This is a genomic window from Saccharopolyspora sp. NPDC003752, assembly GCF_053605825.1.
Genome location: NZ_JBSGJZ010000036.1, coordinates 1 through 26,747 on the forward strand (window position 1 = coordinate 1; position 26,747 = coordinate 26,747).

The 26,747-nt window shown below is 71.4% G+C and carries 29 protein-coding genes; 11 read left to right on the forward strand and 18 right to left on the reverse strand.

The window, feature by feature from the left end; genetic code table 11:
* Window positions 1-217: 217 nt before the first annotated feature.
* Window positions 218-787 (reverse strand): dienelactone hydrolase family protein, encoded by a 570-nt coding sequence (locus ACWEV3_RS33425; protein WP_452617710.1) that lies wholly within the window; start codon window positions 785-787, stop codon window positions 218-220.
* Between the two features lie 173 nt (window positions 788-960).
* On the opposite strand from ACWEV3_RS33425, the gene ACWEV3_RS33430 reads away from it, so the two are divergent.
* From ACWEV3_RS33430 to ACWEV3_RS33440, 3 genes are all read left to right on the forward strand, one after another.
* Window positions 961-1,878: an AurF N-oxygenase family protein gene (locus ACWEV3_RS33430; RefSeq protein ID WP_452617711.1), complete on the forward strand. Its 918-nt coding sequence runs from the start codon at window positions 961-963 to the stop codon at window positions 1,876-1,878.
* A 3-nt stretch (window positions 1,879-1,881) separates the two neighbouring features.
* The gene (locus ACWEV3_RS33435) at window positions 1,882-3,351 is read left to right on the forward strand and encodes an FAD-dependent oxidoreductase (RefSeq protein WP_452617712.1); all 1,470 of its coding nucleotides are present in this window, start codon (window positions 1,882-1,884) and stop codon (window positions 3,349-3,351) included.
* Window positions 3,352-3,431: 80 nt separating this feature from the next.
* The gene (locus tag ACWEV3_RS33440) at window positions 3,432-3,704 is read left to right on the forward strand and encodes a hypothetical protein (RefSeq protein ID WP_452617713.1); all 273 of its coding nucleotides are present in this window, start codon (window positions 3,432-3,434) and stop codon (window positions 3,702-3,704) included.
* Window positions 3,705-3,717: 13 nt separating this feature from the next.
* On the opposite strand, the gene ACWEV3_RS33445 is transcribed toward ACWEV3_RS33440, so the two are convergent.
* Window positions 3,718-4,464, reverse strand: coding sequence for a LysR family transcriptional regulator substrate-binding protein (locus ACWEV3_RS33445; RefSeq protein ID WP_452617714.1), 747 nt, complete (start codon window positions 4,462-4,464; stop codon window positions 3,718-3,720).
* Between the two features lie 60 nt (window positions 4,465-4,524).
* Here ACWEV3_RS33445 and ACWEV3_RS33450 point away from each other — a divergent pair, with 60 nt between their 5' ends.
* Window positions 4,525-4,917 (forward strand): DUF5997 family protein, encoded by a 393-nt coding sequence (locus ACWEV3_RS33450; RefSeq protein WP_358566325.1) that lies wholly within the window; start codon window positions 4,525-4,527, stop codon window positions 4,915-4,917.
* Between the two features lie 39 nt (window positions 4,918-4,956).
* On the opposite strand, the gene ACWEV3_RS33455 is transcribed toward ACWEV3_RS33450, so the two are convergent.
* Window positions 4,957-5,478, reverse strand: a complete 522-nt coding sequence (locus ACWEV3_RS33455; RefSeq protein ID WP_452617715.1) for a DinB family protein — start codon at window positions 5,476-5,478, stop codon at window positions 4,957-4,959.
* Between the two features lie 199 nt (window positions 5,479-5,677).
* Between ACWEV3_RS33455 and ACWEV3_RS33460 the strand changes: the two genes are divergently transcribed.
* Window positions 5,678-6,142: an Lrp/AsnC family transcriptional regulator gene (locus ACWEV3_RS33460; protein ID WP_452617716.1), complete on the forward strand. Its 465-nt coding sequence runs from the start codon at window positions 5,678-5,680 to the stop codon at window positions 6,140-6,142.
* Window positions 6,143-6,197: 55 nt separating this feature from the next.
* On the opposite strand, the gene ACWEV3_RS33465 is transcribed toward ACWEV3_RS33460, so the two are convergent.
* From ACWEV3_RS33465 to ACWEV3_RS33475, 3 genes are all read right to left on the reverse strand, one after another.
* Window positions 6,198-6,695: a nucleoside deaminase gene (locus ACWEV3_RS33465; RefSeq protein ID WP_452617717.1), complete on the reverse strand. Its 498-nt coding sequence runs from the start codon at window positions 6,693-6,695 to the stop codon at window positions 6,198-6,200.
* Between the two features lie 38 nt (window positions 6,696-6,733).
* On the reverse strand, window positions 6,734-7,204 hold the full coding sequence (gene cynS / locus ACWEV3_RS33470; RefSeq protein WP_452617718.1) for a cyanase: 471 nt from the start codon (window positions 7,202-7,204) through the stop codon (window positions 6,734-6,736).
* 132 nt (window positions 7,205-7,336) lie between these two features.
* Window positions 7,337-7,933, reverse strand: a complete 597-nt coding sequence (locus ACWEV3_RS33475) for a carbonic anhydrase (protein WP_452617719.1) — start codon at window positions 7,931-7,933, stop codon at window positions 7,337-7,339.
* A 117-nt stretch (window positions 7,934-8,050) separates the two neighbouring features.
* Between ACWEV3_RS33475 and cynR the strand changes: the two genes are divergently transcribed.
* Entirely contained in the window at window positions 8,051-8,938 is an 888-nt protein-coding gene (cynR, locus tag ACWEV3_RS33480) for a transcriptional regulator CynR (RefSeq protein ID WP_452617720.1), read from the forward strand.
* A 71-nt stretch (window positions 8,939-9,009) separates the two neighbouring features.
* Here cynR and ACWEV3_RS33485 read toward each other — a convergent pair whose 3' ends face one another.
* Genes ACWEV3_RS33485 through ACWEV3_RS33495 form a run of 3 tightly spaced genes read right to left on the reverse strand, consistent with a single transcriptional unit; the run spans window position 9,010 to window position 9,625 of the window.
* The gene (locus ACWEV3_RS33485) at window positions 9,010-9,180 is read right to left on the reverse strand and encodes a hypothetical protein (RefSeq protein WP_452617721.1); all 171 of its coding nucleotides are present in this window, start codon (window positions 9,178-9,180) and stop codon (window positions 9,010-9,012) included.
* Between the two features lie 5 nt (window positions 9,181-9,185).
* Complete coding sequence (locus ACWEV3_RS33490; protein WP_452617722.1) at window positions 9,186-9,389, reverse strand: hypothetical protein; 204 nt, start codon at window positions 9,387-9,389, stop codon at window positions 9,186-9,188.
* Window positions 9,386-9,625: a hypothetical protein gene (locus ACWEV3_RS33495; RefSeq protein WP_452617723.1), complete on the reverse strand. Its 240-nt coding sequence runs from the start codon at window positions 9,623-9,625 to the stop codon at window positions 9,386-9,388. The genes ACWEV3_RS33490 and ACWEV3_RS33495 overlap by 4 nt, the downstream gene beginning before the upstream one ends.
* 197 nt (window positions 9,626-9,822) lie before the next feature.
* Between ACWEV3_RS33495 and ACWEV3_RS33500 the strand changes: the two genes are divergently transcribed.
* Complete coding sequence (locus tag ACWEV3_RS33500; RefSeq protein WP_452617724.1) at window positions 9,823-10,326, forward strand: ester cyclase; 504 nt, start codon at window positions 9,823-9,825, stop codon at window positions 10,324-10,326.
* Window positions 10,327-10,381: 55 nt separating this feature from the next.
* Complete coding sequence (locus ACWEV3_RS33505) at window positions 10,382-11,179, forward strand: inositol monophosphatase family protein (protein ID WP_452617725.1); 798 nt, start codon at window positions 10,382-10,384, stop codon at window positions 11,177-11,179.
* Window positions 11,180-11,285: 106 nt separating this feature from the next.
* On the opposite strand, the gene ACWEV3_RS33510 is transcribed toward ACWEV3_RS33505, so the two are convergent.
* Window positions 11,286-13,580 (reverse strand): ATP-binding protein, encoded by a 2,295-nt coding sequence (locus ACWEV3_RS33510; RefSeq protein WP_452617726.1) that lies wholly within the window; start codon window positions 13,578-13,580, stop codon window positions 11,286-11,288.
* 291 nt (window positions 13,581-13,871) lie between these two features.
* On the opposite strand from ACWEV3_RS33510, the gene ACWEV3_RS33515 reads away from it, so the two are divergent.
* Window positions 13,872-14,759: a TrmH family RNA methyltransferase gene (locus ACWEV3_RS33515; RefSeq protein ID WP_452617727.1), complete on the forward strand. Its 888-nt coding sequence runs from the start codon at window positions 13,872-13,874 to the stop codon at window positions 14,757-14,759.
* Between the two features lie 67 nt (window positions 14,760-14,826).
* The gene (locus ACWEV3_RS33520) at window positions 14,827-15,084 is read left to right on the forward strand and encodes a helix-turn-helix domain-containing protein (protein ID WP_452617728.1); all 258 of its coding nucleotides are present in this window, start codon (window positions 14,827-14,829) and stop codon (window positions 15,082-15,084) included.
* A gap of 167 nt (window positions 15,085-15,251) precedes the next feature.
* Here ACWEV3_RS33520 and ACWEV3_RS33525 read toward each other — a convergent pair whose 3' ends face one another.
* Entirely contained in the window at window positions 15,252-15,908 is a 657-nt protein-coding gene (locus ACWEV3_RS33525) for a maleylpyruvate isomerase N-terminal domain-containing protein (RefSeq protein ID WP_452617729.1), read from the reverse strand.
* 321 nt (window positions 15,909-16,229) lie between these two features.
* Window positions 16,230-17,069, reverse strand: coding sequence for an NAD(P)H-binding protein (locus ACWEV3_RS33530; RefSeq protein WP_452617730.1), 840 nt, complete (start codon window positions 17,067-17,069; stop codon window positions 16,230-16,232).
* Between the two features lie 79 nt (window positions 17,070-17,148).
* Here ACWEV3_RS33530 and ACWEV3_RS33535 point away from each other — a divergent pair, with 79 nt between their 5' ends.
* Window positions 17,149-17,562: a winged helix-turn-helix transcriptional regulator gene (locus tag ACWEV3_RS33535; RefSeq protein WP_452617731.1), complete on the forward strand. Its 414-nt coding sequence runs from the start codon at window positions 17,149-17,151 to the stop codon at window positions 17,560-17,562.
* A gap of 117 nt (window positions 17,563-17,679) precedes the next feature.
* On the opposite strand, the gene ACWEV3_RS33540 is transcribed toward ACWEV3_RS33535, so the two are convergent.
* The 6 genes from ACWEV3_RS33540 to ACWEV3_RS33565 form a co-directional block, all read right to left on the reverse strand.
* Window positions 17,680-20,439: a hypothetical protein gene (locus tag ACWEV3_RS33540; RefSeq protein ID WP_452617732.1), complete on the reverse strand. Its 2,760-nt coding sequence runs from the start codon at window positions 20,437-20,439 to the stop codon at window positions 17,680-17,682.
* Window positions 20,436-21,548 carry an ATP-binding protein gene (locus ACWEV3_RS33545; protein ID WP_452617733.1) on the reverse strand — a complete coding sequence of 371 codons (1,113 nt, stop codon included), beginning with the start codon at window positions 21,546-21,548 and terminating at the stop codon, window positions 20,436-20,438. The genes ACWEV3_RS33540 and ACWEV3_RS33545 overlap by 4 nt, the downstream gene beginning before the upstream one ends.
* A 152-nt stretch (window positions 21,549-21,700) precedes the next feature.
* Window positions 21,701-23,041 (reverse strand): VWA domain-containing protein, encoded by a 1,341-nt coding sequence (locus ACWEV3_RS33550; RefSeq protein WP_452617734.1) that lies wholly within the window; start codon window positions 23,039-23,041, stop codon window positions 21,701-21,703.
* The gene (locus tag ACWEV3_RS33555) at window positions 23,038-24,456 is read right to left on the reverse strand and encodes a hypothetical protein (protein ID WP_452617735.1); all 1,419 of its coding nucleotides are present in this window, start codon (window positions 24,454-24,456) and stop codon (window positions 23,038-23,040) included. The genes ACWEV3_RS33550 and ACWEV3_RS33555 overlap by 4 nt, the downstream gene beginning before the upstream one ends.
* A complete protein-coding gene (locus ACWEV3_RS33560) occupies window positions 24,426-24,935 on the reverse strand; it encodes a hypothetical protein (protein WP_452617736.1) in 510 nt (169 codons plus the stop codon). The genes ACWEV3_RS33555 and ACWEV3_RS33560 overlap by 31 nt, the downstream gene beginning before the upstream one ends.
* 527 nt (window positions 24,936-25,462) lie before the next feature.
* Window positions 25,463-26,746, reverse strand: coding sequence for a sigma-70 family RNA polymerase sigma factor (locus ACWEV3_RS33565; protein WP_452617737.1), 1,284 nt, complete (start codon window positions 26,744-26,746; stop codon window positions 25,463-25,465).
* Between the last annotated feature and the right edge of the window lies 1 nt (window position 26,747).

Consider the following 26,747-nt stretch of genomic DNA (forward strand, 5'->3'; position numbering starts at 1 on the left):
GCGTGGAAACGGTGACGTTCCGGGGCGAGACCACGGTCGTCGGGGTGACGGACAAGAGCGTCGCCGGGCAGCCCTGGTTCGTCGAGTCCGGGCGAAACCGCCCTCGGTGTCAGGCACCGGCTGCCTTCGGGATGAGCCTGGCGGAGCCATTCGGAAACGACCTCTGAGTGGCTGCGCCGCTTCAACAACAAAGCCCTGCCCCCTATGGCAGCCCGGTTCAGAGCGATTCGAGGAACGCGAGCGCGACCGACCACGCCTCCGTGGTGGCCTCCGCGTCGTAGTCCGGCAGGTCCGGGTCGGTGAACAGGTGCCCGGCGCCCGGGTACTGGAAGATCTCGACGTCCGCCCCGGCCCGCCGCATCTGCAGGTACCAGGAGTTCAGCCAGTCGGCCGTCTCGAACGGGTCGGGGTCGGCGACGTGCAGCTGCACGGGCAGGTCGTCGACGGCCGCGTTCTCGGCGATGTCCGAGGTGCCGTGCAGGAGCAGCAGGCCGCGGGCCTTCTCGTCGGCCAGCGCGAGGTTCTGCGCGATGGCCGCGCCCAACGACAACCCGGCGTACACCAGCCCCTTGTCGCTGTGCGGGGCCGCCGCCTGCACGGCGCGGCGCAGCAGCTCGTCCCGGCCGATCTCCTCCGTGATGCGCATGCCGTCCTCGACCGTCTCCGCGGTCCGGCCGTCGAAGAGGTCGGGGACGTGCACCTCGTGACCGGCCACGCGCAGCCGTTCGGCGGCGGCTTGCACGGCGGGCCGCAGACCGAACGCGGAATGAAGCAACAGGATGTCCACGGGGACATCCAATCAGCCCGCCGCGACCGGGGCCCGGGACGGGCAGGGCCGCCAATCATTGCAATAGCCATTGACACAGTCGCCGATGTCATCGATCCTGATACCTGTTACTCGCGTTAGCAGGTATCGCCGGGTAACGCGAGACACCGCCGTCACCGTCGCAGGGAGCGCCCATGACCGGCAGCATCGCCCGGGACCACGGAACGCCGCCGCAGTCCGACCGCGCCGATTTCGCGGACCGGCTGCTGCGCTCCTCGGAGATCCTCTCCTACGACCCGGTCCAGAAGGTGGACTGGGAGACGCCGCTGGACACGAGCTACCACGGCACCAGCCCCGAGTGGAGCACGCTGTACGGCACGTCCTACTGGCAGGAGATGACGCCGGAGCAGCAGCGCGAGCTGACGCGCCAGGAGGCCGCGTCGGTGGCGAGCACCGGCATCTGGTTCGAGATGATCCTGCAGCAGATGGTGCTGCGGGACTTCTACGCGAAGGACCCGACCGATCCCGCCTTCCAGTGGGCGCTGACCGAGATCGCGGACGAGTGCCGGCACTCGATCATGTTCGCGCGCGGCGCCGCGAAGCTGCGCGCCCCGGCGTACCGGCCGACGCGGTTGGTGGTGGAGCTCGGCCGCGTGTTCAAGACCGTCGCGTTCGGCGAGGCCGCCTACGCGGCGATCCTGGTCGCCGAGGAGGTCCTGGACGTCATGCAGCGGGACTGGATGCGCGACGAGCGGGTCGTGCCGTTCGTCCGGACGGTGAACAACATCCACGTCGTCGAGGAATCGCGGCACATGAAGTTCGCCCGCGAGGAGACCAAGACACGGCTGGAGGGCGCGGGCCGGCTGCGTCGGCAGATCACCGCGATCGTGGTGGCCGGCGCGTCGTACTTCATCGTCACCAGCATGTGGAACCGCAAGGTGTACGAGAACGCCGGGCTCGACCCGAAGCGGGCCATCCGCGAGGCGAAGGCGAACGAGCACCACAAGTCGATGCTGCGCTCCAGCTGCGCCGGCCTGATGGAGTTCCTCAGCTCCGCCGGCCTGCTCACCAAGGCGTCGCAGTGGTTCTACAAGCGCGCGAACCTGATCTGAGCCATGGCGTACGCGATCACCCAGACCTGCTGCAACGACGCGACCTGCGTGAAGGTCTGCCCGGTCAACTGCATCCACCCGACGCCGGACGAGCCGGACTTCGGCACCACCGAGATGCTCTACATCGACCCCGCCTCCTGCATCGACTGCGGTGCCTGCGCCGATGCCTGCCCGGTCGAGGCGATCTTCCCGGTGGAGCACCTGACCGAGCCCCTGCGGGCGTACGCCGAGGTCAACGCCGCCTACTACGCGGGCGCGGAGCCCACTGCGGAGACGACCGATCCGGCGCCGAACTTCCACCGCTGGGGGCCGCCGGTGTTCGGCCGCGCCATCCCCAGCGACTTCGCGCCGCTGGACGTCGCGGTCGTGGGCACCGGCCCCGCGGGCATGTACGCGGTGGAGGACCTGCTCCTGCGCACCAACTCCCGGGTCACACTGATCGACCGGCTGCCCGTTGCGGGCGGGCTCGTGCGCTACGGCGTCGCGCCCGACCACCCGTCGACGAAGAAGATCGGCGAGACCTTCAGCCGCTTCCACACCCACCCGCGGCTGCGGCTGCGGCTGGGCGTCGAGGTCGGCAGCGACGTCACCGCCGACGAGCTCGCCGCCCGGCACGACGCGGTGATCTACGCCGTCGGCGCCTCCTCGGCGCGCCGACTCGGCATCCCCGGCGAGGACCTGCCCGGCAGCGTCGCCGCCACCACCCTCGTGGGCTGGTACAACGGGCACCCGGACGTCCCGGCCGATGCGATCGACCTCTCGGCGGAGCGGGTGGTCGTGGTGGGCAACGGCAACGTGGCGCTCGACGTGGCCAGGATCCTGACCGCGGATCCGGCGGCCTTGGAAGGCACCACCATCTCCCCCGCCGCGCTGGCTCAGCTCCGGTCGAGCAAGGTCCGCGAGGTCGTGCTCCTCGGCCGCCGCGGCCCCGAATCCGCCGCGTACACGACGCCGGAGCTGCTCGCGCTCACCCAGCTCGACGACGTCGAACTCGTCGTGGACGGCCACGACGCGCAGATCGAGGCGGCCATCGAGACGGCACCCGCCGGCGCCAAGGCGAGCCTGCTCCGGGGCCTCCCGCGCGAGGCCGTCGACTGGTCCGCGCCGCCCCGGCACGGGCGCCGCCGCATCGTGCTCCGCTTCCACTCCGCGCCGGTGGAGATCAGCGGCGACACGCAGGTGCGCGCGCTGCGCGTCACCGGTCGCGCCGGCGAAGTGGAGGTCATCGCCGGTCAGGTGGTGCGGGCGATCGGCTACCGGGGCGCGGAACTGCCCGGCCTGCCCTTCGACGAGGACACCGGCACCATCCCGCACGCGGACGGCCGGGTGGACGGACGGCCGGGGACCTACGTCGTGGGCTGGATCAAGCGCGGCCCCACCGGCGGCATCGGCGCCAACCGGACGTGCGCCCGGGAAACGGTCGACGCGCTGCTCGACGACGCCATTGCCGGCCGCCTCACGGCATCGCGCTGAGGCGGCCTCGCCGGACCCGCGGCAGGGGTTCTGCCCCGCCCCGCCGCGGGTCCGGCGAACTCCCCGGACTCGCAGAATCCGTGGCAACGGCAGTCGCAGAAGGCGAAGCGGCGATATCCTCGAATCTGGAATCGTCCGTCCGCCACACCGAAGACGCGCACTGGTGCGCCGGAATCTCGAACGGCGACGACCTCTACGAGCACGGCGGTTTCGCGGTGCACTTCTTCGACCGGGCCCTCGTGGACGACCTCGCCGCCGGCCGGCGCCTCGACGAGGTCCACGCGTTCGAAGAGGGCGAACTGCCCCGCAGGCTGTGGCGCGTCACCCAGACCCGCCCGTCGAGTCCTCAGTAGACGGAGCAGGCGCTTACGAACGGCGGCGGGGCTTCCCGCGCTTGGGAGCGCCGGAACGCGACTGCCGGGCGCCACCGGCCGGCTTGCGCGCGGCGGCCTTCTTGGCGTCCCCCTCGGGACGCTTGCTCTTCGCCTGCGCCGGGGCCGGTGGGCGTCCGCGCGTGCTGTTGACGGTCCGCCCCCGGACGATCCCGATGAACTGCTCCATCAGGTCGGTGGTCTCGTCCTCCAGCCATGACAGCGCGACCCGCGATTGCGGCACGTCGACGATCGGCCGGTAGGTGAGGTCCCGGCGGTGGTGGAGCCGGGCGAGCGACTGCGGGACGACGAGCAGGCCCACGCCGGCGGCCACCAGCTGGATGGCGTCCGCGGTCGTGGCCGGGCGCTCCAGCGCCGGGCGGCCGGGCGGCCGCTCCCAGTCGAGGGTGTCGTCGAGCGGGTGCAGCACGAGCTCGTCGGCGAGGTCGTCGACGGACACCTCCTCGGCCGTGGTCACGACGTGGTCCTTCGGGACCACGACCACCGTCGTCTCGGTGTAGAGCGGGATCGCGTGCAGGCCCTCCCGGTCCGTCGGCAACCGGAGGAGGACCGCGTCGGCGTCACCGGCCCGCACCAGGCCCGCGGCCTCGGCGGCGGTCACCTGCACGAGGTGCAGCGGGACCTCGGGCGACCGCTCGTGCCAGGTCCGCGCCCACTTGCCGGGCGTCACCCCCGGTACGTAAGCGAGCGTGAACGAGGGTTGTCCGTCCGTGCCTGTCACGTGGCCAGGCTACCGGGCGTCGTCGCAGGTAGTGCGCACCCGGTCGATACCCTTGAGGGCATGACGTCGCAGAAGACCCCCCAGACGATGAAGCCCGCGACCGCGGCGAAGAAGCTGAACGTGTACCTCCAGGCCACCCCCGCGGAGTTCCAGGAGGGTGTCGTCTCGCGCGACGAGTTGAACGCCCTGCAGACCAGCCCGCCGGAGTGGCTGCGCGAGCTGCGCCGCAACGGCCCCCACCCGCGGCAGGTCGTCGCGGCGAAGCTGGGCGTCTCCATCGGTGGCCTCGCGCGCGGCGGGGTCACCGAGGCGCTCACCACGGAGCAGATCGAGGAGTTGAAGTCGGACAACCCCGAGTGGCTCCAGCAGGAGCGCGCCACCCAGGCGGATGTCCGCAAGGAGACGGCGCGCATCAAGGAGAAGGCGGCCGAACGCCGCCAACGGCGTCCCTGACGCCGGCCATCGGCGGGGTCGGGCGGCGCCGCCGCGGTCTCACCAGCCGCGGGCACCGTCCCACTGCTCGCGCAGGAGGTCCGCGTGGCCCGCGTGGCGGGCGGTGTCCAGGGCGACGTGGCAGAGCGCCCAGCGGAGCGTGTAGTCATCGGCCGTCTGGGCGCCGGTGCTGTCCAGCTCCAGATCGTCGATGATGCGGTCGCTGCCCAGGCACGCTTCGCGGTAGCGGGCCACCAGATCGGGCAGGGACTCGTCGGCGGAGGCGATCCAGTCGCCGTCGGGGTTCTGCGGGCCGAACGGCATCGGCACGGCCCGGCCGCCGAGGACGACCTGAAACCAGTGCTGTTCCACGGTGGTCAGGTGCTTGACGATGCCCGCCAGCGAGGTGTTCGAACGCGTCGGGTTGTACCGGCCGCCGTCCTCGGAGAGTCCGGCCACCTTGCCCAGGATGGTGTTGCGGCCGAACTCCAGCCAGGCCTGGAGCATTTCCTTCTCCCCGAGCCCGTGCTTCGGGATCCGACGCTGGGGAGCGTCTGCGCAAACCGGAACGTGCTGCGCCATGTGCGTCTCGTTTCTGCTCGCCGGCAACGGGAAAGCCGAGCGCGGGCAGGCGTAGGACGAACGGGCGCGGATCGCGATCGCCTCCCGGAGTTCGTCGCACCAGATCGCACTCGACCGACATTTTCGAATGTCAGTGACGCTCGCAGCTTATGATCATAAGCTAGATTCTGTCCACGGCATTGGAATCAAAGGGGTGACGGTGGCGGAAGAACCGGACGCGGTCGACCACGCGCTGCTGGCCGAACTCCAGGAGGACGGCCGGATGACGCACGCCGAGCTGGGGCGCCGGGTGGGGCTGAGCGCACCCGCGGTGGCCGAGCGGCTGCGCCGGCTGGAGCGGCTCGGCGTGATCACCGGCTATGCCGTCCGGTTGAACCCCGCGAAGCTGGGCTTCCACGTCGTCGCGTTCATCCGGCTGGCCGCGTTCGGCGCCGAGCCCGTCGAGGGCTCGATCGACCGGCTGGCGGAGATCCCGGAAGTCCTGGAGTCGCATCACGTCGTCGGCGACGACTGCTGGATCTTCAAGGTGGCGGTGCCGGATGTCGGCCGGCTGGAGGAAATCCTCGGGTCGATGACCGCGCTGGGCCGGACGACCACCTCGATCGTCCTGTCCTCCCCGGTGACCGGGAACAAACTCCCGATCTCCGGCGAACCCGGCGGGTGACCGGGCGCGAGACCGGCTCGGCCGGCCCGGAGCCGGGCCGGCCGAGCCGACGCGATCACGCGGTCGGGGCTCCGGCGACGCGGCGCTCCCCTCCGTTGCGCGCCTGCCATTCCCGGTAGACGTCGACGGCGGCGTCGCGGGGGTCGTAGGTCATCGGCAGGCGGCGCTCGTCCCAGTCCTTGGCGAACTCGCCGTAGAAGGTGGCGAGCTCGAAGTACTTCCGGTCGTCCACGTAGTGCGGCTCGTAGTCGTCACGGGTGGTGAGGAAGACCACCTCGTCGGGGCTGCAGTAGTACAGCGAGCCCAGGCACATCGGGCACGGGTGCGCCAGGACGTAGATGGTGGCGCCGGTGAGGTGCTCGGTGCCGAGCTTCGTGCAGGCCTCGCGGATGGCGAGGATCTCGGCGTGGGCGGTGGGGTCGCCGGTCTGGGCCACCTTGTTGGGGCTTTCCGCGACGATCTGGCCGTCCTTGACGATCACCGTCGCGAACGGGCGGCCGCCCTCGGCGACGTTCTGCCGGGCGAGGTCGATGGTGCGTTGTGCGAAGTCCACGGGATTCCTTCCTCCGGTTGCGCTGGTTCGGGTCCGCCTCAGAAGGGCTTGGTCGGCAGGTACTTGCCGTCGAGGGTGATCACGGCGCGCTCGCCGCCCTCGGGGTCGGCGACCTTCTTGACGTCCAGCCGGAAGTTGATGGCGCTGATGATGCCGTCGCCGAACTGCTCGTGGACCAGGGCCTTCAGGGTGGTGCCGTAGACCTGGAGCATCTCGTAGAAGCGGTAGATGGTCGGGTCGGTCGGGACACCGCCGTCGATGGAGCCGCGGGTCGGGATGGTCTGCAGCAGCATCTCGGCGTCGTCGTCGAGGCCCAGCAGTTCGGTGACGGCCTTGGCCGACGCCTCCGGCAGGGCGTGCTGGCCGAGGACCGCGGCGGTGACGAAGGCCGGCGACAGGCCGGCGGCCTCGGCGATCTGCTGCCAGGTCAGGTTCTTGCGGGTCTTGGCCTCCACGGCGGCCGCGGCAACGGACTGGCGGGCGGTGGGGTCGAACTGGGCGTGCGGCATGGGACTTGCTTCCTTTCGGGTGGCCGCCGCGCGCTGCGGCGGGGCTTGAGCGGGTCCGCCCGCGGTGTCGGGGCGGTTGCGTCCTGCCTCGTGAGCGTTTTGGATGGCGCTCCAAACGCGCACGAGCCGGGATCAGGCGACCTGGGGGCGGAGGTCGCCGGCGTCGAGCTCGTCGACGGCGCCGGTCGGGATGTCGAAGATCCAGCCGTGCATTCGCACGGTGCCCTTCGCGAGGGCCCGCGCCACCGACGGATGCGTGGCGAGGTTCGCCAGTTGCGCGGCGACGTTGTCGCGGACCAGCGCACCCACGGCATCGCGATCGCCGGGCGCGGTGCGGCCGGGGGCGGAGTCCGCGTGGCGCAACCAGTCGGCGATGGCGGGCATGCCGGTCAGGTCGTGGCCCTCGGCGATGGCGGTCATCGCGCCGCAGGCGGAGTGACCGCACACGACGATGTCCGACACGCCCAGGACCGCGACGGCGTACTCGATGCTCGCGGTGACGCCGTCCGCGCCCGGGGCGTAGGCGGGCACCAGGTTGCCCGCGGTCCTGATGACGAACAGCTCGCCCGGCTCCTGCTGGGTGATCAGCTCGGGGACGACTCGCGCGTCCGAGCAGCCGATGAACAGCGTGCTCGGCCGGTGGACGGCGCCGAGGCCGGCGAACAGGTCCGCCTTGGCCGGGAAGACCTCTTCCTGGAAGCGGTGGATTCCCTCGGCGAGGTGGTGCATGCCCACTCTCCTTCCGGACTTCTGCGGGGACCGACCACTCAACCGTGCACCAGCAGGGGCGATAGTGTCCAAGTCGCACTTCGCATGATCACGATTGGTCTCATCTATAGTCGCGGCATGCCCCTTGAGCTGCGCCACCTGCGCTACCTGCTCGCGGTCGCCGAGCACGCGAACTTCACCCGCGCCGCCGAGGACCTGCACATCTCCCAGCCGACGCTGTCGCAGCAGATCAAGCAGCTGGAGAAGTCGCTGGGCGTGCAACTGCTGGACCGCACCGGCCGCACCGTGCGGCTGACCGACGCGGGCGCGACCTACGCCGACCACGCCCGGCGGGCCCTGCGCGACCTGGCCGCGGGCCGGCGCGCGGTGCTGGACGTCCAGGACCTCACCCGCGGCCACCTGCGCCTGGCGATGACGCCGACCTTCACGGCCTACCTGATCGGGCCGCTCGCCGGCGAATTCCACGACCGGCACCCGGGAATCCGCCTGGACGTCCGGGAGATGACCCAGGACCGGATCGAATCCGCCCTGCTCGCCGACGAACTCGACCTCGGCATCGCCTTCGAAGGCGCGCACCTGCCGGGCATCGAGAGCACCGCGCTGTTCGCCGAATCCCTCAGCCTCGTCGTGGGGCCCGGCCATCCGCACGCCGGGCGGACTCGGCCGCTGCCGGTCGCCGAAGCGGCGCAGCAGCAGCTGGCCCTGCTCAGCCAGGACTTCGCCACCAGGGGCCACATCGACGCCTACTTCGCGCAGCACCGGGCGCAGATGCCGATCGCGGTCGAGACCAACACGATCACCGCGCTGACCGAGATCATCCAGCGCACCGCGCTGGCCACCGTGCTGCCGGACGCCATCACGCGGGAACACCCCCGCCTGCACCCGATCCCGCTCGATCCCGGGCTCCCGAGCCGCACCGTCAGCATCCTGCGTCGCGAGAACGCCTACCTCAGCGCGGCCGCCCGGGCGCTGATCCAGCTGACGCACCGCAAGGCTCAGGCGTAGCCTGACCGACGCCCACCAAGAAATCGTCTACTCAAGACCTACGTCGCGACGCGGTCGGTTTTCCCCTGGATTCAGGGACTTCCGGCCGCCCGGATCACGCCCTCGACCGCCCGGTCGATCCGGTCCGCGATCTCGTTCGGCTCGGGACGTCCGGCGTCCAGCCAGGCCATGACGGCCTCCGGGCGCACGGCGGGCACGCTGGTGGAATTGCCGGTGACCTGGTGACGGGACCACCAGGTCACCGCGTTCAGCCCCGCCGGTCTCGCCGGGCGGATTCCGCCGCCACGGCGCGCATCTCTTCGCGGTAGCGCTGGGCGAGGTTCCAGCGGCGGGATTCGAGGGCGATGTTCATGTGGTGCTCGGCGCGGCGGGCCCGGTCGTCGAGCTCCGCCTCGGTGCACTTGTGCAAAATCATCTCGTTGCCCGGGAAATCGTCGTCTTCGCCGTTCACGCGGCGACCGGCTGCTGCGCGGCTTCGATGTCGACGGCGGCCCGCACCGCGTCGAGGTGCGTGCGGTAGACGGTGCGGGCGTGTTCCGGGCCGGGGTTGGCTCGGGTGCCCTCCTGATCGCAGATCCAGGTGCCCATGAACAGATTTCGGTAGACGTGGGGCCGCGGGTGGGACGGGGTACGCGGATCGAGCGTGCGGACTGCCGGGTGTTCGGTGGTGGATCGGGGGGTGTGCATGGTGTTCTTTCCTGAGGGGTATCTGTTCGGTACGGAACCCAGCTTGGCCCGCGAGGCCCCCGGGGAAACACGGGAGTTCTACGTAGTGACTACCTAAATCCGGGACCTTCGCCTCTGTACGGGTCACCGCTTCCGGTCGGCGGACGCGCATGGGCTCCGGATTCCTGACGGGTAGGGCCGAACGCGGAAGTACTGCCATGGCTGAGCAATCGGGGGCCGACATGGCGACCAGCGACGGACAACGGATCGAACTGCAGCGCCGCACGATCGCCGAGCACATCGACGCGGAGAACGCCCACGACTGGTCGCGGGTGTACGGCACCTTCATCCAGGACGAGCACGCCTACTACGACGTCGTCCCGCTGAGCACGCGGTACGCGGGGTTCGAGGGCGTCCAGGACTTCTACCAGATCTTGGAGACCGCCGTTCCGGACTTCCGCATCACCGTGAACGCCGAGTACGACATGCCCGGATCGTCCGTGCGCGAGGTGACGGTCAGCGGCACGCACCAGGGCGAGTACTGCGGCGTACCGCCGACCGGCCAACCGGTCTCGTTCGAGCTGGCGGCGTTCTACCTGTTCCGCTCGGACGACGCCGCGAAGCTGCTCGCGGAGCGGATCTACTTCGACAACGAGACCGTGCTGCGCCAGATGCGCGGCGAGGAGAACGCGCCGATCGGCATCGGCCTGGCCCCGGCCTGATCCACTGCGGAGCCAGTGGGCTTCGGACGCAGTGGTGAAGTCATATTCTGGCGGCGTGATCGACTCTTACGCGGCCTCTGATGATGCCGGGGTTGCAACGGCCGCGGCAGGTGCCGGCGCGGACGTGGTGCGCAGCATGTACGGCCGCCGGCTCGCCCGCATCGACAAGGGCGCGGGCGACTTCGCCACCGCCGCCGATGTGGCGGCCGAGGAGGCGATCCTCGGCGTCATCCGGGCCGCGCGACCCGGTGATGCGGTGCTCGGCGAAGAAGGCGGCCAGCGTGGATCCGCCACCGCCGCGCGCCAATGGTTGGTGGATCCCTTGTGCGGCACGCTGAACTACGCCGTCGGCACCATGGTGGTGGCCGTCAACGTCGCGCTGCGCAACGGCGCGGCAGCGGTCGCCGACCCCTTCAGCGGCGAGGTCTTCGTCACCGACGGCGAGACCGCCTGGGTGCGGCACGAGGGGGTCGATGCGCCGCTGGCACCCACGCCGACCAGCCGACTGGTGGACGTCAACCTGGATTCGCCGTTTCCGAACGCGCCCGGCTTCCGGGCCGTGGACCTGCTGGCCCACCCCGGATTCGTCGAGCGGTTCCGGCCGCGGGTCGTGTCCACGACGCTGGCGCTCGCGTGGGTCGCGGCGGGCAAGCGCGCCGCATACGTCACCGATGGCGACGACCTGTGCGGGAGCGTGCATTTCGCCGCAGGCATCGCCGTGTGCCGCGCCGCCGGCTGCGTGGTCACCGGGATCGACGGCGCCCCGCTCGCGGAGACGAGCCGCGGGCTCGTCGCGGCGGCCGACGCGGAAACCCACGAGCTGCTGATGTCGATGATCCGCGACCTGCGCTAGCGCGGTGTCCAACGAGGACGGCCGGCAACCTCGCAAGAAATCCACCACCTGCTCGAACGGCGATCACCGGACGTGGCGGCTGTCGTCCATCCCACTCGGGTGCCCGCTAGGTGGCGCCCTCGGTTTTGCGCTGTGCCGCGACCCACGCCGCGATCTGGGTGCGCGAGCCGAAGTCGAGCTTGGTCAGGATGTGCTCGACGTGCGCCTCCGCGGTGCGCTGGCTGATCACCAGGTTCGCCGCGATCTCCTTGTTGGACATGCCCCGGGCGACGGCCTCGGCGACCTGGAGTTCGCGCCGGGTCAGCGGCCCGCCCCGCCGGTCCCCGGCCGGCGGGGCCGCGCTCTGCACCGGAACCGACCGGGCCTGGCCCCGCACCATCATCGGGAGGCTCTGCGCCAGCGGTAGCTTCGCGGTTTCCGCGGCGAGCTTGTCGAAGACGCCGTCCCCCAGCTCCGCGCGCGCTTCGGCTTCGGCCCGGCTCCGGTAGTCGATCAGCTGCTGCGAACCCAGCAGCGGGATCCCGACCAGCGGCCAGATCCGCCCGAGGACGCCGAACAGCCTGGCGGCCTGGTCGTGTTCGCCCAGCGACACGTGCGACCACGCCAGGACCTCCACCGCCACCCCGAGGCCGAACAGGTCGTTGAAGCGGCATTTGATGCCGATGCCCTCCCGGAGATCCGCCACGGCGGCCGTCGCATCGCCCCGCATCCAGCGCGCGAGCCCGCGCACCACGAGCGACCAGGAGCGGGTCCACAGCTCGCCGGCCTTGGACGTGATCCGCAGGCACTCCTCGGCGTGCTCTATCGCGTGCTCGCTGTCGCCCTGCAGGCAGGCCACCAGACCCGCCTGGACCAGCGACATGACCATCGGGCTGGTGATCTCCGCGTGCGTGCGGTGCCGCTCCCACGCCTGCGTGCAGAGTTCGTGGGCCTGCTCCAGCTCGCCTTCGGCCAACGCGGCGACGCCGCGCAAGTGCATGCCGAAGGACGCCAGGCTGGGATCGTCGAGCTCTTGGGCGATCGCGAAGCACCGTTCGGCCGTCGACCGGCCCCAGGCCACATCACCTTGGTGCGAAGCCAGCCAGCTGCAGACCCACAGATCGGTCGCCCGGGCCGCGGTCGGACTCGCATCCAGCGCCAGCAGGCGGTCGAGCCACTGCCGTCCCTCGGCGATGAGCCCGCAGGCCGTCCAGTAGAACCACAGATCCCCGGCCAGGCGGAGCCCGGCCTGCACGTGCTCGGGCTTCGACGCGCAGAACTCCATGGCCGCCCGCAGGTTGTCGTGCTCGATGGTGATCCGGGCGCGCCATTCGAGCTGGCGCGGGCCGAACCATTCGCGGGCGGCGCGTTCGGCCAGGCCGAGGTACCAGTCCCGGTGCCGCAGGCGGAGCCGGGCCCGCTCCTCCTCGTCCTGCAGGCTCTGGCCGTACTCGCGGACGGTCGACAGCAGCTGGTAGCGGGTGCCGGCGGGAAGATCGCCGGTCGGGTTCGCGGTGCGGATCAGGATCGACTTGTCGATCAGCGACGCGATCAGGTCCAGCACGCGGTCCGGGGTGAGGCCGTCGCCGCTGCAGACGTGCTCGGCGGCCGCCAGGTCCATGCCGCCGGCGAAGACCGACAACCGCGCCCACAGCATGCGTTCCTCGGCCGAGCACAGCTCGTAGCTCCAGTCCATGGTCGCCTGCAGCGTCTGGTGCCGCGGCAGGGACGTGCGGTTCCCGCTGGAGAGCAGCCGGAAGCGGTCGCCGATCCGCAACAGCAGTTCGTCCAGCGACAGGAACCGGGTGCGGGCCGCCGCCAGTTCGATCGCCAGCGGGATCCCGTCGAGCGCGCGGCACAACTCGACGATGGTGCTCTCCCGGCCCGCGGGGCACCGGAAGCCCGCGGCCGAGGCCCGGTCGATGAACAACCGAACCGAATTGGACGTGCCCGCGCCCCCGTCGACCTCCGCCGGTCCGGGCACCGGCAGCGTCGGCACGACGAGGACGTGTTCGCCGTAGACGTCCAGCGGCTGCCGGCTCGTGGCCAGGATCCGCAGCCCGGGCGCGGCGTCGAGCAGCACGGCGCTGGCCTTGACGCACCCGTCCAGCACCTGCTCGCAGTTGTCCAGCACGATCAGGATGTCCTTGTCCCGGACGTACTCGGCGAGCACGGACTCCACGCCCCGGGACGACCAGTCCTGGATGCCGAGCGTCTGGGCGATGGTGTGCACCACCAGGTCGTCGTCGCGCACCTCGGCCAGCTCGACCAGCCACACGCCGTCCCGGTAGGCGCGGCCCAGCTGCGCGGCGACCCGCAGCACCAGCCGGGTCTTCCCGACCCCACCGACGCCGGTCAGCGTCACCAACCGGGAGCGGGACAGGAGTTCTCGCACATCGGCGCACTCCTGCCGACGGCCCACGAAACTCGTTCGCTCGGCGGGGAGATTTCCCACCAGCCTGCGCGACGTTCGACTGGCCATTTCGGCCCCACAACGAAGTAGCGGCACCGGGCGCACAGCGCCCGCCTTCTGCACCGCCAGCCTACGGCGGGTGCGGCCCAGAATGCGAACTGTGCGCCTGGGCCCCGCGCCGCAAGATCGCGCGGAACCGTGCGGGCGGCAGGCCGGAGCCGTCGGTCCGGCGTTCTCGGGCGTCGGTCGACATTGGACCGTCGAGCGCTCGCGGTCGCCGCCGCCTGTTAACCTTCTCCGGTGTCGGACGCAGGACGTAACCGGGGACGAAGGGGCCAGGACCAGCGCGGGGGTGGCCGTTCCCGAGGACTCCGGGTCAGCACCCGGAACGCGCTTTTCCAGCAGTGGCAAGCATTGTTGTCGAACCGCACGAAGCGGCAGCGTTCCGGCGAGTTCCTGATCCACGGCGTCCGGCCGATCACGCTGGCCGTCGAGCAGGGCTGGCCGCTGCGCAACCTCCTGTACCCGTCGGGCCGGAAGCTGTCCACCTGGGCCCGGCGGCTGATCGACGAATGCGATGCGCCCGCCGTGGAGGTGCACCCGGATCTGCTCTGGGAACTCGGCGAACGCGAGTCCGAGGCGCCGGAGCTGATCGCCGTCGCCGCCCTGCCCGCCGACGACCTCGACCGGCTGCCGGTCGGGCAGGACTTCCTGGGCCTGGTCTTCGACCGGCCCACCAGCCCCGGGAACATCGGCACCCTGGCCCGCTCCGCGGACGCCTTCGGCGCCGGCGGCCTGATCGTCAGCGGGCACGCCGCGGACGTCTACGACCCGAAGTCGGTGCGCGCCAGCACGGGCTCGCTCTTCTCGGTCCCCGCGGTCCGGGTGCCGTCGCCGCAGGACGTGCTCGACTGGGTCGACGGGCACCGGCGGCGCGGCGTGCCGATCGCGGTCGTGGGCACCGACGAGCGCGGCACCGCCGAGATCACCGAATTCGACTTCACCCGGCCCGTGCTGCTGGTGATCGGCAACGAGACCTCCGGGATGAGCGCGACCTGGCGCGACCTGTGCGACGAGATCGTCCGGGTTCCCATCGGAGGCGCCGCGAGCTCGCTCAACGCGGCCTCGGCGGGGACCGTGGTGCTGTACGAGGCCGCTCGGCAGCGCGGCTTCCCCGCCGCCGGCTGATCGCGCGGACCCGCCGCGCAGCCAGGCACGGATCTGTCCCCCTCACGGGTCCGCCGGTTCCCGGCGCGTGAAGGGCTTGCGCCGCGAGGAGGTCGCGCTGCTCGCCACCATCAGCACCGACTACTACACGCGCGTGGAGCAGGGTCGGATGCAGTCCTCCGCGCCGGTGCTGGATACCATCGCCCGGGTGCTGCACCTCGACGACGACGGGCGCGAGTACATGTTCGAGCTCGCCGGCAAGGACACCTCCCGGCCGCGGCGACGCAACGCGCAGAAGGTCCAGCCGGCTTCATCGCGCTGGCCTTCGGCTCCGCCCACCGGGTGAGAGCGAAGGCGAACCGCGCGGCCTGGAGGACCCTTTCCAGCGCGCCGACGACTTCCGCAATGCCGTGTCGCATCTGACCGTCCGCGACGACGTCGACGCCGGGCGCATCGGCGTGCTGGGCATCTGCGCGTCGGGCGGCTACGTGCCCTTCGCCGCGCAGTCTCGTTCTACGCCCGAGGTGTTCCGTCCCAGCGCCAGGTGGAAAGACGAGGCTGCCCAGGCAATTCGGCGCGTCCGGTGGCCCACAGCAGGGTCGGCCAGGGGTCCGTGGTCTTCGGGGCGTCGGGGAACAGCCGGGCGAGCACCCGCGAGCACAGATCGGCAGGCGGGGTCCAGGCAACCCCGAGGCCCTCGGCCAGATCGTGGGTGTGCACCAAGGTTTCCACGATCCCCATCGCGGCGAAGCCCTCGGCGTCCGAGACGCCGTAGACGTGGTAGGCGCGGGTCTGCGGCGGCGTGGTGCGCACCATGGCGACCAGCAGTGCGCCGCTCGCCTCAAGCACCTGCAACAGCCCGGCAGGCCCCGCAGCCCGATTCGCGTGGACGGCGTTCGCGGGGCCGCCGGGCCGCCGGCTCTCCCAGGCGAAGGGCACCTCGCCGTCCAAGGGCGGCGTCCTGGGGCCTAGTTGGACCGCGTACGCGAAGAGGTCGTCGCTGAGGTGCTCAACGGTCTCCCAGCAGTCCCACTCCAGGGAACCCGCCTTGCGGTCCCACGCCGCCTGGGGCGCGCCGCGAAGACTCGCCACGGCAAGTCGCACGGCGAGGTCGAGGTCGTCAGCGGTGACAGGGGGCGGGATGCGGCCGGTCTCGGCTGATCGGGACATGGCAGGACCGTACCGAGAGCGGAAGCGGCCATGCCAGTGGTTTTGCGGTCACCGCACTGGAGACGCCAGCTCTTACCGGCATCGATCAGGGCCGCGCCCGCCGGCCGACTTCCGAATTCACGAACGGGCGGCGTCACTTTCAACCGTCATGGGCGGCTCGATGACGCACCAGCCGTCCTCGGTGGGATAGCCCTCGACGATCTCGCGCCCGCAACATCTGGTCCACTGTGGACCTGGTGCGGTGGCCCGTGAACCTGGGCCACCGCACCGGTCTCACGGCCTGGCGAGCAGTTCCGCCAGCACTGCCGTCGTCGCCGCGCGTTACCTGCCACCATCCGGCTGTCCCGGCCTCGTGGCGGAAGCGACTGCGACAGCCGTCGCCAGCGGGTCGCCGACCGGGCGGCCGAGGATGCCGGCGAGGTCGGGACCGGCGCCGTCCAGGAAGCCGTGCCGGATGCCGGTCGCGATCGAGGCGAGCATGGGCGGCTGGAACGGCAGGAGCCCCGGCATCTCGTCGAGAACCCTGCGCCGGAACTCCCCCAGGCCGATGGTGCGGTGCGGGACTCCGAGCCGGTCGGCCACCTGCGCCGCCGTGATCGGCGTGCCGACCAGGTCGTAGGTGCGCCCGCTGTGTTGCGCCGGGTCCGCCGCGATGAGCGCCGCGGCCTCGGCGAGGTCCGCACGAGTGACCGCGGCCACGGCACCGTCGCCGAAAGCGGACTCCAGCCCGTCATCGGCCCACTGCAGGAGGCCGCCGAAGAGTTCGGCGTAGAGGCCGTTGCGCAAGATCGTCCACGGCAGACCGCAAGCGCGCACGAGCCGTTCGGTCGCGCGGTGCGCCAGTGCGAAACCGAGGTGGTCGCCGGCGCCGGTCAGGCTCGTGTAGATGACGTGCTGGACACCGTCCCGGACGGCGGCGTCCAGGACGGCCGCGTGCCGCGCGATGACCTGGTCGTCCTCGGCATAGCCGGCGGAGATCAGCACCAGGACCGACACACCGGCGAGATCCATGCCGGTGGGGTCGTCGAAGTCGAGCCGCCGCATCCCGTCGCCCGGAGTGCGGCTGCCGCCCGTCGCGATCGCGCCTCGGGCGCGCAGCGCCGCGAGAGTGGCCGAACCGAGGTTCCCGCTCGCTCCGGTCACCAAGATCAAGTCAGTCATGGTCTTCCCGTCGTGGTTCTCTTCGGTAACTACGCTTGATCCTGATCAGCTCGCGCACCGGCCACAAGGAGGCAGTTCGATGTCACTGACGCACACCGGGGTAACCACCGGTCTGGATCCCTGCGGACGCGCGGATCATCCGGACTGCGGGATCCGCGATGTCCTGGACCGCATCGGGGACAAGTGGTCGGTGCTCGTGATCGTCGAACTCGCCGGCGGGCCGCGCCGCTTCCGCGAGGTACAACGCGCGATCGACGGCATCTCCCAGCGCATGCTCACGCTCACCGTGCGCCGGCTGGAACGCGACGGACTCATCCTGCGCACCGTGTACCCGACCGTCCCGGCCCAGGTCGACTACCGCCTGACCGAGACCGGGACCAGCCTGACCCACCTGGTCAAAGCGCTCGCCGACTGGTCCCTCACCCATCGCGCCGTCATCGCGGAGGCACGGCAGCAGTACGACCAGACCCATCCGGACCACGACATCCGGTGACGGGGAGCGCCATGAGCGCGTTGCCGATGACGCGCCGCGAACGAGCACGCAGCCCACGACAAACTGTCCACTATGGACTTGACGCGGTGGCCCGCAGCCCGGGCCACCGCGCCGACATCACGGCCTGGCGAGCAGTTCCGCCAGCGCTGCCGCCGTTTCCGGGTAGCGGCCGAGCAGCTCGGCGCCCGCCCCACCGGAATCGACCGGCTGCCACGCCCCGTCGCAGCCCAGCAGATCCGCCACCGCGTCGCAGGTCGCAGGATGTGCGGCCAGCAGCGCGGCCCCACCCCCGCGCGGCGCTCGCCGGGGCGGCACCGCTTCCGGCGTCGGCTGGGCCAGCCACGGCGGCACCCATTCGTCCAGCTCCGCGAGGCGGCCGGGGAAGATCCGCCCGGCCTCGCGGATGAGCATCGGCGCCAGTTCCGCGCCGCCGGAGCGCAGAGTGCTGATCAGGCTGGGCAACCACGGCAGCAGCACCGGGTCCGGCAGCCGCCGGAACGCGTTCGACACCGCTTCCACGACGAAGTCGGTCAGGCCCGGCACGGGCTCCAGCGCGTGCACGAATCCGCTGAGGTAGCGCGGGTAAACGGGCACCACCATGGGGTTGGCGAGCAACTCGTCGCACCGCGCCCGCAGCTGCGCGCGGGAGAGCTGCCCGAGCTGCACCTGAGCCGCCCACAGCAGCGCCAGCTTCGCCGGCTCCTGCGGATGCGACTGCGCGAACGCCAGCTCCAGCTGCGCCCGGTCGCAGCCCAGCGACAGCGCCAGGCTCTCCATGCTGAACAGGAAGCCCAGCATGGCGGCGACCTGGTCGACGGTCGCGTCCTCGTCGGTGAACGCCGTCGGCAGCAGGGTGCAGTAGTGCGCGTAGCCGGTCTTGACGAACGATTCGATCCACGGCGGCAGCACCGGCTCGCTGGTCCGGTAGTACGCCAGCAGTCGGCGCACCCGGCGCAGGACTTCCGGCGCGCCATCGACGCTGCGCTCGGTCGCCAGGACTTCCAGCGCACGCGTGCCCAACTCGTTGGCGAGGCGCCGGCTGCGCAGGTAGAGCGTCGCGTCCTCGACTGCTTCGAGGACGGTGGCCGTGGTCGCGCGCGGGCCGTACGCCGCGCTGCGCAGGCGCTGCTCCAGCACCTGCTCGATGCTGACGCCCTCGTAGCCGAGTTCGATCAGCGCCCGCTGGTGGGTGCCGAGCGCCACGTCCCACGACTCCTGGATCGGCCGCTCGCCGAGCCGCCGCTCGCCCATGATCGGCCGCGCCGCCCCGCGCGGCAGCAGGTAGCGCAGCATCCACAGCACGTCCGAGCACTGCGCCAGCTCCGGCCGGGAAGCGATGTCCAGCAACGCTCTTTGCACGCCGCGCTGCTGGAGCTTGAGCTCCAGCGGCGCGAGCCGGTCGTGCACGTCGCGCGCCAGCGGCGGCAGCGCGTCGTAGCCGACCTGGCCGATCCGGTCGCCGCCCATCATGATCTCGACGAGGCGGCGCACGTCGCGCCTGCCCGGCACGGCGTCCTTCTCGATGCAGGTGATCGCCGCGTCCTGGAAGTCGTACGGCGTGGGCTTGGCCCGGTCGCGCATCCCGGCCAGCAGGATCGACGTCTCGAACACGGCGATCGCGTCCGCGGTGGACGCGAGGTAGCCGTTGCGGCGCGCGGCGCGCACGATGTCCACCGACCAGCCCAGCAGCTCGGCCTCGTCCAGCCGGTCGAGGACGGGCGGCCGCTGGAGGAAGCCGGAGAGCTTGTCCGAAGGCCCTGACGGCGCGGGATCGACCGGCGGCGCGGTCTTCCCCGGCTTCTTCTTCGCACCCGCCTGCCCGGCGAGCCGGAACGGCTGCACCTTGGTGCGCTTGAGGTTCTTCGCCCACTCCGTCGCGGCGATCGACACCGAACCGGCGGCCAGGCCGAACTGCGCCTCGATCGCCGCATTGCTCGACGGGATCAGGCCGTGCTGCCACTTGCTGGCGCTGGGCGGGCTGATCTCGAAGGTGTCCGTGCCGTGCACGCCGAACTCCGCGACGCGGCTGGCCGCGTGGAACGCGCCGCAGACGTACAGGCAGTCCGCCGGATCGGCGCCGGTCGCGGCCAGGTGCTCGCGCATCCTGGTCCACATGTAGCGCTCGCGGTCCTCGTCCACGCGCACCCGCTGCTGATCCCCGGGCGCGAGGCGGCGGAACAGGCTGCCGATCAGGAGCATGACCTGCCGGTAGGCGTCGTGGTCGCTGTCGCCGAGCGGCAGTTCGACGTACTGGTGCCACCACTCCGACCAGTGCCGCACCCGGCCGTGGCGCAGCAGGTGCTCCTCCAGCTCCGCGAAGCGCGGCCGCAGGTCGCCGATCTCCACGCCGCGCGCGTCGCCGTGCAGCGCGGCCTCCTCCTCCGCCTGCGGCGCGTCCGGGTCGGCGGGCTCCTCCCACTGGAAGACGTGGTCGGAGGAGCGGTCGACGAGGACCAGCTCGACACCCGGTGTTTCCAGCGCGTAGGCGATCGCCTGGTACTCGGCCGACGCCTCGGTGATCGGGGCGACCACCGACAGCGGCGACCATTCGACCGGGAAGCCCTCGACCTCGGTCGCGAACGCCTGCACCGCGACCGGGAGCCGGCAGTTGCGCAGCTCGGACAGCAGCGGCGCCATGTCCTCGCACAGCTCCAGGTAGACCACCTTCGGCTGCTTCTCCCGCAGCCGCCGGGCCATCGCGATGGCCGAGGCCGGCGAGTGGTGGCAGACCGGGAAGATCTCCAGCGGCTCGCGCTGCGCGCGGTCGACGTCGTCGACGATGCCGAGCAGGATGCCCTCCAGCGCATCGGGCCCGTCGGCGAACGCCGCGGCGGCTTCCCGCAGCTGCGTGCGGAGCGCGTCGAAGGCGCCGCTCATGACAGGGTGGCGATCGCGTCGCGGCCGCCCTCCAGGAAGTCCGGCCACGATCCGCCCTCGTCCTTGCTGCGCGGCTCGACGACGCCGTGCAGGTACTTGTTGAGGATCGCCAGGTCCTCCGGCGCTCGCCTGGCCAGCGATCCGACGAGCGAGGAGGCGAGGGTGCGAGCGGTCAGCGCGTGCTCGCCGAAGAAGTTGCTGTGCAGGATCGCGTCTTCGAGCACGCCGATCTGCTCGGCGGTGGACAGCGCCGACTCCAGCTTCTCGTCGTCGCTGCCGGCCGCGGCCGCGGAGGCGCGCAGATCGGCGAAGCTGCGCAGCAGCACGTCCAGCAGCGTCGGCGGCACGTCGAGCTCGATCTGGTGGCGGCGCAACAGCTCCTCGGTCCGGAAGCGGACGATCTCCGCCTCGCTCTTCTTGTTCGTCACCACCGGGATTCGCACGAAGTTGAAGCGGCGCTTGAGCGCCGAGGACAGGTCGTTGACGCCCCGGTCCCGGCTGTTGGCGGTGGCGATGATCGAGAAGCCCGGCTTGGCGAAGACGATGTTGTCGCCGTCGAGCTCGGGGACCGAGATGTACTTCTCCGACAGGATCGAGATCAGCGCGTCCTGCACGTCGCTGGTGGAGCGGGTGAGCTCCTCGAAGCGGCCGATCGCGCCGGTCTCCATGGCGGTCATGATCGGCGAGGGGATCATCGACTCCCGCGACTGCCCCTTGGCGATGACCATGGACACGTTCCACGAGTACTTGATCTGGTCCTCGGTGGTGCCCGCGGTGCCCTGCACGACGAGCGTGGAGTTCCGGCTGATCGCGGCGGCCAGCAGCTCCGCCAGCCAGCTCTTGCCGGTGCCGGGGTCGCCGATCAGCAGCAGGCCGCGGTCGGAGGCCAGCGTGACGATGGAGCGCTCGACGAAACTGCGGTCGCCGAACCACTTCGGCGCGATCTCCCGGTCGAGGCCGTCGGCGCGCTCGGAGCCGAGCACGAACAGGCGGACCATCTTCGGGGACAGCCGCCAGGCGAACGGCTTGGGGCCGTCGTCGATCGACTCCAGCCAGTCCAGCTCCTCGGCGTACTTGATCTCGGCCGGAGCGCGCAACAGGTCGGACATGTCGAGAGCCTTTCTCAGAGCTTGTGTTGGAACTGGACTTCGCGGTTCGACGCTTCCGCCGGCCACGGGGCCGTGAGTGTTTTGGGGTGCCTGGGCGCCCCAAAACGCGCACGGCCTCCGTACCTGCGGGAGCGAGGCCGGAAACCGGTCTCCTACCCGAGGAATGTCTTGAGTTCTTGGACGAGTTTGCGGATGTGGCCGGAGATCACCGGCGTGCCGAGGGCCTTGAAGCGCTCGCGGAACCAGGGGTTGACCTCCTGGCGGCCGGAGCTGGTCACCGAGCCGACGGGGATGAACTTCACGCCCGACCGGTGGACCGCCTCGATTCCCTCGAACAGCGGCTGCGAGCGGTCGAACTCGTAGAAGTCCGAGATCCAGACCATGACGGTGTTCTGCGGCTCGGCGATCTTCGGCCGGGCCATGGCCATCGCCACCGGGCCGTCGTTCCCGCCGCCCAGGTTGGTGCGCAGGAGCACGTCGAACGGGTCGTGCACCCAGGGCGTGAGGTCGATCGCCTGCGTGTCGTAGGCGATCAGGTGCACGTCGACCTTCGGCAGCCCGGCGAAGATCGACGCCAGGATGGTGCAGTTCACCATCGAGTCGACCATCGAGCCCGACTGGTCGACGACCACGATCAGCCGCTGCGGCGTCGTCTTGCGGGCGGTGTGCCGGTAGAAGAGGCGGTCGACGTACAGCCGCTCCTCCTCCGGGCTCCAGTTGGTGAGGTTCTTCCAGATCGTGCGGTCGAGGTCCAGGTTCCGGTACACCCGCTTCGGCGGGACCGAGCGGTCCACGGCGCCGACGGTGGCCTTCTCCACCTGGGTGCGCAGGACTTCGGCGACCTCGTCGACGAAGCGGCGGATCAGCGCCTTGGCGTTGGCCAGCGCCACGCCGGACAGGTTGCTCTTGTCCCGCAACAACTGCTCGATCAGCGACATGCTCGGGGTCAGCTGCGCGGCGAGCGCGGGATCGGCCAGCACCTCGCGGAGGTGCATCCGCTTGACCAGGTCGGCCTCGATGTCGCCGAGCTCCTGGCCGAGGCCGTGCGCACCGCCGGAGCCACCGGATCGACAGCCGCGCAGCTCCCCCGGCTTGCAGCCGAGCGCGCGTTCCAGCCAGCCCGCATCCGACTGCCAGCGCGACAGCTGTCCCGCGGTGACCGTGCCGCTGCCGGAGTTGAAGACGTTGAGCAGCACCTTCGACACCAGCGCCGCGCGCCGCACCTCGGCGGCCCGGTCGCGCTCGCCATCGTCCGATGTGGACTCCGGCGTCATCAGGCCGTCGAACTCGGCGGCCAGGTCCGGATGGCGCTGCACGATCGAGTCGACGGAGACCTGCGGATCCAGCAGCGCGGGCGGCAGGCCGATGTCCTCGACCACGGCGACGCTCGCGGATTCCAGCGTCGCCTGCTCCTCGTCGTCGAAGAGCCGGGCGAGCAGCCGCCAGTACAGGACCTGGCGGCGGTTGTCGTGGGAGATGGTCTCTTCGGTCATTTCCGCAACAGCCTCCCGGCGCGCTCGCGCAGCACCGCTGCGGCGTCGGTGGCGGCCTTCTCCGCCTTGACACCGGCCTTGTCGGTGGTGCCACCGGCCCACGCCCCGGCGTGGACCGCGACGGCCTTCTTCCGCTTGGTGGTTTCGACGGCGAGCGGCTGGATGCCGAAAGCTCCGGAATCCCAGCGGAGCAGGCCGATGCACGCGCTCGACGCCGCGACGGCTTCGGGGGTGAGCGGCCCGGCGGCCGGAATGCGGTCGGCGTCGACGGCCAACCGGTGCCCGGCGATGGTGAAAACCATTGCGTCGCCGTCCACTTCGGCGACGTAGCCCTCCAGGAAGACGGGCACGGCGATGCGCGCCGGGTGCCGGTCCAGCGGCGCGGTCGCCGGAACGGTCGCGGTGGCCAGGGCCACGCGGGCGGTCGCGAAGGCGTCGGCGGGCTCGTCTTGGCGGGCGTGCTCGTCGCTCCAGATCAGGTCGCCCTCGGCGGTGATCGGCATGCCGTCGAGGCCCATCGAGCGGCCCTCGCTGACGGCCGCCAGCAGCGACATGTGCGGGCGGAGCAGCTGCCAGAGGCCCGCTCCGACGATGGTGTCGGGCTTGGGCGCCGACACGCTCGCCCGCACCAGGCGGGGCGCGGCGCCGTCGGCGGGTTCGAACACCGCGTGGACCTGGGCCTGCACCGCGGTCGCGTGCTCGTGCACGTCCACGCCGAGGGGCAGGAGCCGGCCGGTGGCGGTGCCGGTCTCCGGCACGTCGGCCGCCCCGGGCAGCGTCAGCAGCATCGCGCGCGACCACAGGTCTGCCCAGCGACGCGCCGGGATGCGCGCCAGCGCCGTGCCCGGGCAGGACGCCGCGAGTTCGGCGGCGAAGCCGTCGAGGAGCGACGCCAACCGGCGCAGCGCCGGGTCCGGCAGCATCGCGGAGACGACCTGCGCCGAGGCGGAGACCACGTCGTGGTCGATGCCCCGCCACCCGGATCGCGCCAGGTCGGACAGCCAGGACCGGGCGGCCGCGAGGAGGTTCGGCCCGTGCTGCCCGCCGGTCGCCGGGCCCGGATCGTCGCCTGCGGCCCGGCCGGTCGCCTCCGCCACCCGGGCCATCAGTGCATCGTGGACGGAGCCGAGCAGCGCGGTGCGGGCGGCGGCGAGGGCGACGAAGTGGTCTTCGCCGGCGGCGCCGGCCGCCGCCTTGTCGGCCGCCTCGGCGACCGCAGCGGACAGCGGCGTTCCCGCGACCGCGTCGGCGAATTCGGCCAGTTCCGCGGCCTGGGCCGACTGCGGCCGGAGCAGGCCGCCGGCGAGCGCGCGGTCGAAGGCGTCGACGGCCGCCAGGGCTTCGTCGAGCCCGGCGATGGTTTCGGCGAGCAGATCGGCGCGCATCACGCCACCGCCCTGGTCGGCGGGAACCACTGCATCTCCGGCAGCGGCGCGGTGGACGGGGCGAGCTCCAGGTAGGCCAGGTGGCGCAAGAACCGGCTGAAGACGGTCGCGGCGGCCTTGCTGTCGGCCTGCGGCGGATTCGCGCTGCTCATGCCGTCGGCGATGGCGAGAGCGCCCGCCTCCTCGTCCGCGATCTCGACCTTCAGGTAGCGCGCGACGCGCCCGGCGCCGTACTGCAGGACCGCCTCGTTGATCAGGGCCCGGATGTGGTTGCAGAACGAGCCGCGAGCACCGCCGCAGGGCCGGTTGTTGTTGGTGCTGCAGGCGAACGCGTGGTCACCGGCCGCGACCGACGAGACGTAGACCCGCTCGATGTCCGACCCGCTGGACACCACGCCCTGCAAGCGCCCGTCCGCCAGCTCGACGAACGGCACCTTGGCGAGCTTGCGCGGCCGCGCGGGTGGCAGCACCCGCGCCGTGCTCGACGTCTCCCAAGCTTCCAACACCATCTCCAATGCACCAAGCGGATTCCACGCCGCAACGACGTGACGCGACGAACGTACTTGCGACCCCCGACAATCCCGATCATGGCACTCAGGGCGCCGCACGCGGAGCTCTCGCCCGGCTACGACGCGCCGCCAAGCCCCTGCGGAGCTCCGGGTGGCCGGTGACGCCCGCTGGGTCGTGAGCACTTTGGACTGCTATGGCGATCCAAAACACTCACGACCCGGCCACGGCCGTCGCGACGCGTTCTTCCCGGTCGGCAACGGCGAGGCGCTCGCGCGCGGCTGCTCGTGCTCGTACAGGCAGCGACCGCGATCCCCGACGCGGCCGCCGATGAGGTCGCCGCGGCGATGCTCGCGCTGTAGGCGATGATCACGCATGCGCGGGCGGCGCGCTCTTGTTCGTCATGGCGGACGCGGACGATCCTGACCAGCTGCTGCGACTGCGCCGGCTCCCACTCGCGAACGAACACCACCGGCTGTCGAGGTGAGCGATCAAGCGGACGCGGAATGCGCCGTTCCTCGGTGCGGCACTAGCCCGGGGTCACGCCGGCGTCCAGCTGGACCCGGTCCCGGTCGACGTCGAGATCCACCGCCACGCTCCGGTTCAGCAACGGCAGCGGGAGATTCGCTTCGACGTCGGCGATGTGCTGCTGACCCGGCGGCACCAGCGGCAGCGGCGGGAGCAACGGCACGCCGTCTTCCATCGGAGTCCCCGGCACCGGCTGCTGCCCGGGAGCCGGCGGCGCGGGCGGGGCGGGCGGCGGAGCCGGGTTGGGCTGAGCCGTCGGCGGCGGGGTTGCGGCCTGGCCCTGCGACTGCTGGGTCGGCGATTCCGGGTCGACCGGTGCGGCGGCCAGCGGGGGCGGATCGGCCTGGTTCGCCGCCAGCGCGATGCCCAGCGCCGCCAGCGCGGCCAGCACCGCGCCGCCCACCGCCATGCTCTTGCGCGGATTCGACCGCATCACGCCGACCACCCCGGCGCCGACCAGGCTCCCGCTGCCCGAGACCGCGAGGTATCCGGTGGCCGACGCGGTCCCGCCCAGCACCACGGGGGCGATGAACGCCTTGAGCACGCCGTTGATCTCCATCAGCTCGGCCGCCAGCGCCGCGCACCGGTCGCACTTGCCCAGGTGCTCGTTGACCTGCGTCGTCTCCCGCTTCGACAGGCCCTCGCGGGTCCACGACCCCAGCCGGTCGATCGCCGACCGGCACTCGACGGCCTCCGCGTCCATGCGCATCAGGTGCACCTGGAGGTACTGCTGCTTCAGGCCCTCGCGGGCCCGGTAGGCGAGCGCGGAAACGCCGTTGGCCGTCATGCCCAGCATCGGCGCGACCTTCGACGGCGATTCGCCCTCGATCTCCACGTGCCAGAGCACCATCTGCCAGCGCTCCGGCAACCGGTTGAACGCCTGCGAGATCAGCGAGCGCTCCTCGTTCTCCACGGCCGGGTCGCGGAACGGCTGGCTGATGTCGATGTCCGGCACCGTCTCGAAGTCGTCGACGGCCTGCGTCCGCTTCGCCTTGTTGGCCCGGTCGTAGGCGCCGTGCCGCACGGCGGTCAGCAGGTAGGCCCGGAAGGCGTCCGTCGGCCCGCGCCCGTCCCGCAGCAGCCCGAGCACCTTCGCGAACGCCTCGGACACCACGTCGTCGGCCTCGGCCTGCGACTTGGTGACCTGCCGCGCCATCGTGTAAGCCGCGCCGACGTGCCGCTCGTACAACGCCCCGAACGCATCGGTGTCCCCGCCGCGCACGGCGTCGATCAAGACGGCGTCACTGGCCTCCTGGACCAGATCTTCCCGCTGCACGGCCACCACA